Origin of the sequence: Pseudoalteromonas sp. P1-30 (assembly GCF_001400005.1) — a bacterium.
GTDB classification, from domain to species: domain Bacteria; phylum Pseudomonadota; class Gammaproteobacteria; order Enterobacterales; family Alteromonadaceae; genus Pseudoalteromonas; species Pseudoalteromonas atlantica.
In genome coordinates this window covers 18,590-28,073 of the sequence record NZ_LKBC01000021.1, presented here as the reverse complement: position 1 = coordinate 28,073, position 9,484 = coordinate 18,590, and the positions used below count along the sequence as shown (strand labels likewise).

Here is a 9,484-nt window from a genome sequence, read left to right as displayed (position 1 = left end):
GCGCGAAGCGCCTCGGTGTGCTCGGTGGTAAAAATGGTTTGGGCTAAACACAAAGTGATTAACAGATTATCACCACCACAGAGAACACAGAGAAGAGAAGGAGAATNAAACACGCAGCAGTGAAGAAGTAATAATTAGTTGTAGACGCGCGACTTGCTGGCGTTTTAAAGGTGATTACGTCACCACTGAGAACTCAGAGAAGTGAAGGAGAAGAACTTTTTCTCAGTGCAGCGCGCAGCGCCTCTGTGCCCTCGGTGGTAAATTTGTTTTTTACACAAACAGCTTACGTGGTTTTATCACCACAGAAAACACGCAGCAGTGAAGAAGTAATAATTAGTTGTAGACGCGCAGCTTGCTGGCGTTTAAAAGCAGCGCTTTTACGTTGTGTTAAACCCCTTTGATAAAGCTATGAGAAGCTTCGCTTCTACGTGAGCAAGCTCTACGTCTCCATTAAAAAATTAGCGCGGTAGCAAAATTTTTTATAGGTGATTTACCTGCTTGTGAAACAGGCAAAACTTATAAAATATTTTTTATTAGCTTTTATAACCATTAGGGTTATTTGATTGCCAACGCCATGTGTCTTCCATCATGGCATCTATTCCACGCACCGCTTCCCAGCCCAGCTCATTAAGTGCTTTTTCTGGCGCGGCGTAACATGCAGCAATATCGCCAGGGCGACGAGGCGATACTTGATAAGGAACGTCTTGGCCGCTGGCTTTTATAAAGGCGTTAACCATTTGCAGTACAGAGTAACCATTGCCTGTGCCAAGATTATATACAAGTGCGCCGGTATTGTCGGCAATTTTATCAAGCGCTTTTAAGTGCCCCATCGCTAAATCTACAACGTGAATATAGTCGCGCACACCAGTGCCATCAACGGTGTCGTAGTCATCACCAAATACAGCAAGCTGCTTTAATTTACCTACTGCAACTTGGGCAATAAATGGTAATAAGTTATTAGGAATACCATTTGGATCTTCGCCAATTAAGCCTGACTCATGTGCGCCCACTGGGTTAAAGTAGCGTAAAATAGCAAATGCAAAACGCTCATCTGATTTAGCAATATCTTGCAGCATCATCTCAACCATCAGTTTTGATGTGCCGTACGGATTAGTTGTGCCACCTACCGGGAAGTCTTCTTTAATCGGTAAGCTTGCAGGGTCGCCGTAAACTGTGGCTGATGAACTAAATACTAATTTAAATACGCCTGCATCACGCATGGCATCTACAAGTGTTAGCGTACCTTGTACGTTTGTTTGATAGTACTCAACAGGTTTAGCGACCGACTCACCAACCGACTTTAAGCCAGCAAAATGAATAACGCTCTCTATGGTGTGCCTTGTAAAAATGGCATCTAAAAAAACTTTATCAAGAATGTCGCCTTGGTAAAACGTGGCCTCTTTGCCTGTGATTTGCTTTACGCGTGCAAGCGACTCTTTTGATGCGTTACTTAAGTTATCAACAACAATAACTTCGCTGCCTTGCTGTAAAAGTTCTAAAACGGTGTGTGAGCCTATGTAGCCTGCGCCGCCTGTTACTAAAATTGCCATGAATGCTCCGTGGATACCTTTTTCAATTATCTTAATTTCATCATATATTCTTACTATTTACATGCTTTATTTTAAAAGCGTATTAAAATAGGTTAATTAAGTAATGGTTAATAAACTAGTGTTAAACTTGTATGGTCTATTACTGGGCTAAGTCTAAATAATTAGTACTGCCCCTTTGGAGAATGCTATGAATTCAGTTAAAACAATCGCTATGGCAATGTGTATTACATTACCTGCATTTGCACACGCTGGAGAATCTGTAGTTAAGTGGCAAGATTTTAAAGACTACCGCGATGTGCGCGCTTCTAGCCAGGGTAAAGCGTCGTACCACAAACAAATTGCTACTCAGTTCGAAAAACATTTTTCTAAACTTGCCGAGCAATTGCCAAAAGGCTACAAGCTAAATTTAGAAATAACCGATATCGATTTAGCAGGGGACGTACGCTATGGCGGTATGGATGAAATACGCGTAGTAAAACCTATTTATTTTCCGCGCATTAAGCTCAATTACTCGCTAAGCGATAATAAGGGGAGCGTAGTGAGTGAAGAGGACGATGTAGAGCTTAAAGACATGGGCTTTATGGATAAAATTAAAATGGGTCGCGACGAGCCGTTTTTTTATGAAAAACGCTTAATAACCGAATGGTTTGGCGAGCAAATTTTAGCAAGCATTGATTAAATTAAACTTGCCACTAACAATGGCAAGTTACAAAATCAAGATGACTTAAAGGTAGCGGCTAAAGTAAGCAACTATTGCAGACTAAAAATAGCGATTTATAGTCCTCCTTATTAAAATTAGTTTTATCAAGCAGAGCTCAAATATAAGTAGGCTTTTTATCATTTTGATTATGCGTACAAAGAGAGTTATTAGCTTTTGCATTTCAAGCTGGCAATTAAGTGATTAAATTACTTTTTGATTGTGTTTTTATCAATATAGGGGTGTACCCAACTTTACATTAAAAATTTTTGCTGCTAATTTAAACTAATGTCATCAGTGTAAGTGTTCTGGTTTATTGTTTTAAATTGAATGTGTTGTACTTGCGTTGACTTTTGATAGTTCACATGGAGAAGATTATGAAAAGTTTAAAATTACTAACGTTAGTAATGGGTTTAAGTTCTATTGGTATTGCACAAGCTGGTGAGTCTGCAGTTAAATGGCAAGATTTTGACAATTACCGCGATGTGCGTGCAGCAAATCAATCACCAACTTCTTTTGAAAAGCAAATTACTATTAACTTTGAAAAGCATTTTGCGAAGTTAGCTGAAAAATTACCCAGTGGATATAAATTAAATGTAGAGGTTGCAGATCTTGATTTAGCAGGTGCTATTGAGTTTTCTGGCGCTAAAAAAATAAGAGTAATTCAACCATTTCATTACCCACAAATTAAGCTGTCTTACACGGTAACTAATCCGCAGGGTGAAGTTGTGAACCACGCCACAGAAGTTTTATTAAAAGATAGAGGCTATTTAGATAAAATTAAGCGCTCAACCTCTAGATCATTTTATTATGAAAAACGCTTAGTAACTAACTGGTTTCATTCAAAAGTTTTATCTAATATAAGTTAAATACAGTTACAAAATAAATAAAAAATGCCGATAAACATTATCGGCATTTTTTGTATTTGATGTTTACTAAATTAAACTTTAATTTTTAGCTACTTAAACGTAGCGAGCAGGGTAAGTAACTGTTGTAGCTTAATAACCGTTGTTTTAAGCTTTTCTTCATCAAAACCATCTGTGCTTAAGCTTTCTACATCGGCTGCTACATCAAGTACGTATGGCTTAAAGCGTTTAGCTTCAAAACTAAATCCGGCATCAGCTGGGAACAAGGCTTTAAATTTACCGTGGCCTTGTTGCTGTAGCTCATCTAGTTTTTTGTCGGCATCAAGTGCTTGGCGATAAACAATTTTTAAGTTAGCGTTGAGTTGTTCAATTATAGAATCCATGGTTTTCCTAAAGCTTTGTACTGCATTGCCGATATAGTACTTGGATTACATTTAAATGTCAGGTTGATTAAGGCTTATAACGATGAATATATCAGGTGGAAATCTACCCGCTATGTCTAGCTCTGGCCAAGGTGGTGAAGTATATACCGCTGCTTTGTCTAAAAAGCAGCAATTAGCAGATGGCGCAGCAGCACTTGCACTAATTGAAGGTGCTGCCCAGCCAACAAGTGCGCAATCACCGGTTCAGTCGGTCACTGCAACACTGGGTAACAATGTGAATATATACGTTTAAACTAACTTAAGGTCGATAGGTGTTTTGCTTTTTTGACCGCCTATTTCTCTTACTAATTTAGGCACTAAAAATCCAGGCAGGGCTTTTAATAGTTCTGCCATTATTTCTATTGCTTGCTCTTCGTTAATATCAAAGTGGCTTGCGCCTTCAACCTTATCTAGCAAATATAAATAGTATGGCAGTACGTCTGCATCAAATAACGCCTCACTTAAATTTATTTGTGCCTCAACGGTGTCGTTCACCTCTTTTAAAATAACTGCCTGGTTTAATAACGTTACGCCTGCTTGCTTTAGCTTTTGCATGGCGGCTTTAAACTCGTCGTCTATTTCGTTGGCATGATTTATATGGTTAATAAATATAATTTTTAGCGGTGATTGCTTTAGCCTCGCGCACAGCTCATCGGTAATACGCGCAGGTATAACAACAGGCAAACGGCTGTGTATTCGCATGCGTTTAATTTGAGGTAATTGCTCAAGCTCATCTAAAAACCAGCTAATGGCATCGTCTTTGGCCATAAGTGGGTCGCCACCACTTAAAATCACTTCGTTTATGTTGGCATCTGATTTTATATAGCTCAGCGCATCAAGCAGGCTTTTTTTATTAAGCTGGTTTTCTTGATACGGGAAGTGGCGTCTAAAGCAGTAACGGCAATTTACTGCACATCCAGTTTTAAACATAATTAAAACACGGGATTTATATTTATGTAAAAGCCCTGGCTGCTCGTTGTCTTGCTCTAGTAAAGGGTCTTTATTAAAACCTGTTTTGGTTAAAAACTCTTGATGGCGTGGCATAACTTGTAGCAATAAGGGGTCGTTTGCATCGCCCTTGCGTATTTTTTTTATAAAAGGGACTGGCACGCGTACCGGAAATAAACTGCGGGCTTTTAGGTCGTTTTCATGGGCTTGGCTCGATAAACCGACCATTTCAAGCAAGGTTTTTGGGCAGGTAACTACATTTGCTAATTCTTTTTGCCAGTTTTTATGCAAATTTGCTTCATTTCTTTGTATCATTGGCACGTAGATTACTCGAAAAAAATTAAATAGAGGAAACGATGGCGAATTATAGCACCAACGAGTTCAAGGGCGGCCTAAAAATTATGATGGACGGCGAACCTTGCAGTATTTTAGAAAATGAAATGGTAAAACCTGGTAAAGGCCAAGCGTTTAACCGTGTTCGTATCCGCAAACTTATCTCTGGTAAGGTGCTTGAAAAAACCTTTAAATCGGGTGAATCAGTTGAAGGCGCCGATGTAATGGATACCGACTTAGCGTACCTATACACAGACGGTGAGTTTTGGCATTTCATGAACAACGAAACATTTGAACAAATTGCCGCTGACGAAAAAGCACTTGGCGATGCCGTTAAATGGTTAGTTGAAAACGATGTATGTACTATTACATTATGGAACGGTAGCCCAATCGCGGTTACTCCACCTAACTTTGTTGAGCTTGAGATCACTGAAACTGATCCTGGTCTTAAAGGCGATACAGCGGGCACAGGCGGTAAACCTGCAACGCTTAGCACCGGTGCAGTAGTACGTGTTCCATTATTCGTACAAATTGGTGAAGTAATTAAAGTAGACACCCGTAGCGGTGAATACGTAGGCCGTGTTAAGTAAGCTTGAGTACGGTTTATAAAATCCCGGCTTAAGCTGGGATTTTTTTTGGAGAAAATATGTCAGCAACACCTTGGGCACCTAGTGCAAGCATAAACACCCTTAAGCAGCGTGCAGCCATACTGCGAACCATTCGTGAGTTTTTTTATACGCGTAATGTAATGGAAGTAGAAACACCGAGCTTAAGCAGTGCCAGTGTAACCGATGTGCATTTAGCAAGTTTTAATACACAGTTTGTAGGCCCAGGCCACGCGGGTGGCTTGCCGCTTTATTTACAAACATCGCCTGAATTTGCAATGAAGCGTTTGCTAGCAGCAGGCTCAGGGCCCATATTTCAGCTTTGTAAGGCATTTAGAAACGAAGAAGCGGGGCGCCATCATAACCCCGAATTTACCATGCTTGAGTGGTATCGCCCTGGGTTTGATGAGTTTGCATTAATGGATGAAATGGATGAGCTAATGCAGCTCATTTTAAATGTAGAGCCTGCAGAGCGTCTTACTTACCAACAAGCATTTGAGCAAGTGTTAGCGCTTGACCCATTAGCAGCTACGCTTAGGCAATTGCAAACACTTGCCTGCGATCACGGCTTTGCCGATATAGCCGAAAACGAAACCAATAAAGATACCTTACTGCAGCTGTTATTTTGTATGAAAGTAGAGCCAACTATTGGGCAAACTAAGCCGTGTTTTGTGTATCACTTTCCGGCATCGCAAGCGGCACTGGCACAGATTTGTGAGCATGATAACCGCGTAGCAGGGCGATTTGAGCTTTATTATAAAAATATGGAATTAGCGAACGGCTTTAATGAGTTAACCAATGCGACAGAGCAGGCAAAACGCTTTGATGAAGATAACGCCTATCGCGCTGCCAATGGGTTAAACCACGTGCCTATGGATACCCGCTTAATCGCCGCACTTGAGCACGGCTTACCGCAATGCGCAGGCGTTGCTATGGGTATAGACAGGTTAGTTATGCTAGCCACCGCTAAAGATACAATAAAAGAAGTCATCGCGTTTGATGTAGATAGGGCGTGATGCATGGCCTATAGGCGCCATGCTTACTGGCGCGTTGATATAAAATCTGTACGCTTTTTCTTTTTACGTGAGCAAGCTTCACGCCTACCAATAAAAAAAAGCACCGCGTTTATGATAAACGCGGTGCTTAATATTTATTTTTGCTTACAGCTTACAGCTTACAGCTTGGCAAACACGTCTTGTAGTGGTGGCACTACTTGCTTTTTACGGCTTAATACGCCATCTAGCCATACTTTATCTTCGCTCGGCTTTTCACCGTAAGCTTGCTCTACAAGGTTTGCATCATCTGAAGCGATCAGCATTTGTGAGCCTTCTTTCATGATGTCGGTAAGCAGTAAAAATACTGAGTGGCGGTTGCCTTCAATTTTTAGCTTAGCAATATCGGCTTCTAAGTCTGCTTTAATTTCGTCAAACACTGCAAGGTCAATAACCTCTAGCTGGCCAATGCCCACTAGGTTACCGTTCATGTTGAAGTCTTTGAAGTCACGCATTACTAAGTCACGCACAGGGGTGTCTTCAACAGCTGACTTAACACGGAACATGTCCATGCCTAGTTCTTTAAAGTCTTCAATGCCGGCAATTTCTGCTAGTGCTTCTACACATTTAATATCAGCCGTTGTACAGGTCGGCGATTTAAAAATAACGGTATCGCTTAAAATTGCACATAGCATGATGCCAGCAATATCTTTGGGGATTTCTACGTTGTAGAAGTCATACATCATTTTAATAATGGTGTTTGAACAGCCTACCGGACGGATCCAACACTCAAGCGGTGTAGATGACGTTAAATCGCCTAGTTTATGGTGATCGACTACGCCAACAACACGTGCTTGGTCTATATCATCTGGTGCTTGTGTTTTTTCTGTGTGGTCAACAATATATACATCTTCGCCAGCGTAGCTTAATTTAAGCTCAGGTGCTTCGAAGCCAAATTTATCTAGGATAAATTGAGTTTCTGGTGACACTTCACCAAGGCGTGTTGGAATTGCTGGCTCATCGATTTGGTTTTTTAAATAAGCAAGTGCAATTGCACCACAAATAGAATCTGAATCTGGGATTTTATGGCCCACTACATACATAGACATTGACGGAACTCCTTTAAATTTGCCGATATTCTACCAAAGTCTGTGGCCTTTAACATATAGACAGTGCAATTAAGTTTTAGTTACACTTTAAAATCTTGAATTTACTGGGTGTATAAATATGCGACTGGGCCGCAAAGGTTGGAACAACGTTATTATTTTTTCGATGTTGATTATGATCTTCTTTTTAAATGGCTGGCATAAACAGTTTTTAGGGGGCGAAGACGAGCCTACATTACAACCGGTACTGCCATTACAAAGTTTTGTGTTAACACTGAGCTTTGTTGATCAGAAAATTGAACGTATTGGTACAAGTTGGCGTACAACCGCATTAAAAGAAAATACGCCCGTGAGGTGGGATGCATCACAGCAGCAATTAGCTGAGCTAATTAACCATTGGCAAACGGCTGCATTGATGCAGGTAAATGAGTCTGTTGTATTTAATCCAAACTCACCATTGTACGTGGCCACCTTTGAGTTGGCTGGCGAGCGCTTACCTTGGGTTTATTTACTGTATAAAGGTAACGGTAAGTATTATTTGTTGGAAAAAAATAGCCAGCGCGTGATGGGGCTTGATTTAGCGACTGCAAAGCAGTTATTTCCAAGTGTTGATTTTTCAAAAAGTGAGTTGCATTAATGCCTGAATTACCAGAGGTAGAAGTAAGTAGACTGGGGATCACCCCGCATGTAGAAAACCAGGTAGTGACGAAGGTAAATATTTATAATGCCAGCATGCGATGGCCTGTGCCCGATGATGTTTATCAGTTAGAAGGGTTGAGGGTAGAGCGAATTGAGCGCCGTGCAAAGTATTTATTGCTGCACTGCGAATTAGGGAGTGCTATTTTACATTTGGGAATGTCGGGTAATTTGCGCGTTGTGGATAAACGCGAGCCGCTTAAAAAGCATGATCATGTTGAGTTTGTTCTTAGTAATGACAAGGCGCTGCGATTAAACGACCCTCGCCGGTTTGGTTGCTGTTTATGGCAAGCACCGGGGGATGTTCATAAGTTACTTTCAAAACTTGGCCCTGAGCCGCTAACGGATGATTTTTTTGCAAAGCGTGTATACGAGCAATCGCGAAATAAAAAAGTCCCCGTGAAGCAATTTATTATGGATAACGCGGTGGTAGTGGGCGTAGGTAATATTTATGCCAATGAGTCGTTATTTAAGGCGGGGATACACCCAAAACGCGAAGCAGGCAAAGTATCGCTAAAGCGTTATCAAACCCTGATCCCTATTATTAAAGACACTCTAGCAGCGGCAATAACACAAGGCGGTACAACCCTTAAAGACTTTGCCCAAAGTGATGGCAAACCAGGTTATTTTGCACAGCAGTTGTTAGTGTACGGGCGAAAAGGAGAGGCGTGCGTAACGTGTAAAACGCCACTTGAAGAAATTAGACTAGGGCAGCGCAGTACGGTGTTTTGTAAGCACTGCCAAAAATAGCCGTGTTATAGCTCAAACGGTGCCACACCGACGGCTTTCATTTTATAGCCCACTTGGGCTATTTCACCAGACCAGGTTTCGGTACTGATAACGCCGGTAACTACAATCGCATCATACAGGCTCTCTATGGGGACGCCGCCTTTTACTGTTACATGAACGATTTGATTTGGCGGCGGGGGCGGTACGTGAATACACGCGCCAAAGTATGGCACAAGCAAAAACTCAGTAATAACTTCACTGTCGCCCTCAAGTGGGACAACAAACCCCGGTAAGCTCACTGATTGGCCATTTAATGCTTCAACCACAGGAGCATCTAGCTCTGGTTGCACCCAGTTTTGTTCACTGCCTTCGTGGTTAGCCTGTGCTTGGGTATCTATTTGTACATGCCCTTGCGGGATTAAGTCTTCCCAAAAAATTTCTTTCGGCGGGTTTGCACTACTGACAAAGCTAATAAGTAGGCAGCTTACTAGCGTGCAGTAATAAAGCGCGGATTTAAAAAGTATCATGAAATTCCTAAAG

At 41.3% G+C, this 9,484-nt stretch carries 12 protein-coding genes; 7 read left to right on the top strand and 5 right to left on the bottom strand.

The window, feature by feature from the left end:
- Positions 1 to 533: 533 nt before the first annotated feature.
- Positions 534 to 1,550, bottom strand: a complete 1,017-nt coding sequence (galE, locus tag AN395_RS18700) for a UDP-glucose 4-epimerase GalE (RefSeq protein WP_054983916.1) — start codon at positions 1,548 to 1,550, stop codon at positions 534 to 536.
- 187 nt (positions 1,551 to 1,737) lie between these two features.
- On the opposite strand from galE, the gene AN395_RS18695 reads away from it, so the two are divergent.
- Positions 1,738 to 2,229 carry a DUF3016 domain-containing protein gene (locus AN395_RS18695; protein ID WP_004587951.1) on the top strand — a complete coding sequence of 164 codons (492 nt, stop codon included), beginning with the start codon at positions 1,738 to 1,740 and terminating at the stop codon, positions 2,227 to 2,229.
- Positions 2,230 to 2,624: 395 nt separating this feature from the next.
- Positions 2,625 to 3,116, top strand: coding sequence for a DUF3016 domain-containing protein (locus AN395_RS18690; protein ID WP_029773263.1), 492 nt, complete (start codon positions 2,625 to 2,627; stop codon positions 3,114 to 3,116).
- Positions 3,117 to 3,205: 89 nt separating this feature from the next.
- On the opposite strand, the gene AN395_RS18685 is transcribed toward AN395_RS18690, so the two are convergent.
- Positions 3,206 to 3,496, bottom strand: a complete 291-nt coding sequence (locus AN395_RS18685) for a hypothetical protein (RefSeq protein ID WP_004587953.1) — start codon at positions 3,494 to 3,496, stop codon at positions 3,206 to 3,208.
- 82 nt (positions 3,497 to 3,578) lie between these two features.
- Here AN395_RS18685 and AN395_RS18680 point away from each other — a divergent pair, with 82 nt between their 5' ends.
- Entirely contained in the window at positions 3,579 to 3,788 is a 210-nt protein-coding gene (locus tag AN395_RS18680) for a hypothetical protein (protein ID WP_054983915.1), read from the top strand.
- Here the strand turns inward: AN395_RS18680 and epmB are convergent.
- On the bottom strand, positions 3,785 to 4,798 hold the full coding sequence (epmB, locus tag AN395_RS18675) for an EF-P beta-lysylation protein EpmB (RefSeq protein WP_054983925.1): 1,014 nt from the start codon (positions 4,796 to 4,798) through the stop codon (positions 3,785 to 3,787). The genes AN395_RS18680 and epmB overlap by 4 nt on opposite strands.
- 41 nt (positions 4,799 to 4,839) lie before the next feature.
- Here epmB and efp point away from each other — a divergent pair, with 41 nt between their 5' ends.
- Together efp and epmA are read left to right on the top strand one after the other, a co-directional pair.
- Positions 4,840 to 5,406, top strand: coding sequence for an elongation factor P (efp, locus tag AN395_RS18670; RefSeq protein ID WP_004587956.1), 567 nt, complete (start codon positions 4,840 to 4,842; stop codon positions 5,404 to 5,406).
- Positions 5,407 to 5,462: 56 nt separating this feature from the next.
- The gene (epmA, locus tag AN395_RS18665; RefSeq protein WP_054983914.1) at positions 5,463 to 6,437 is read left to right on the top strand and encodes an elongation factor P--(R)-beta-lysine ligase; all 975 of its coding nucleotides are present in this window, start codon (positions 5,463 to 5,465) and stop codon (positions 6,435 to 6,437) included.
- A gap of 158 nt (positions 6,438 to 6,595) precedes the next feature.
- Here the strand turns inward: epmA and AN395_RS18660 are convergent, their stop codons facing one another.
- Positions 6,596 to 7,522 carry a manganese-dependent inorganic pyrophosphatase gene (locus AN395_RS18660; RefSeq protein ID WP_054983913.1) on the bottom strand — a complete coding sequence of 309 codons (927 nt, stop codon included), beginning with the start codon at positions 7,520 to 7,522 and terminating at the stop codon, positions 6,596 to 6,598.
- Between the two features lie 118 nt (positions 7,523 to 7,640).
- On the opposite strand from AN395_RS18660, the gene AN395_RS18655 reads away from it, so the two are divergent.
- Together AN395_RS18655 and mutM are read left to right on the top strand one after the other, a co-directional pair.
- Positions 7,641 to 8,156, top strand: a complete 516-nt coding sequence (locus AN395_RS18655) for a hypothetical protein (RefSeq protein ID WP_004589064.1) — start codon at positions 7,641 to 7,643, stop codon at positions 8,154 to 8,156.
- Entirely contained in the window at positions 8,156 to 8,965 is an 810-nt protein-coding gene (gene mutM, locus AN395_RS18650) for a bifunctional DNA-formamidopyrimidine glycosylase/DNA-(apurinic or apyrimidinic site) lyase (protein ID WP_054983912.1), read from the top strand. Before AN395_RS18655 ends, mutM begins: the two co-directional genes overlap by 1 nt.
- 5 nt (positions 8,966 to 8,970) lie before the next feature.
- Here mutM and AN395_RS18645 read toward each other — a convergent pair whose 3' ends face one another.
- Positions 8,971 to 9,471, bottom strand: a complete 501-nt coding sequence (locus tag AN395_RS18645) for a DUF3299 domain-containing protein (RefSeq protein ID WP_004589066.1) — start codon at positions 9,469 to 9,471, stop codon at positions 8,971 to 8,973.
- Between the last annotated feature and the right edge of the window lie 13 nt (positions 9,472 to 9,484).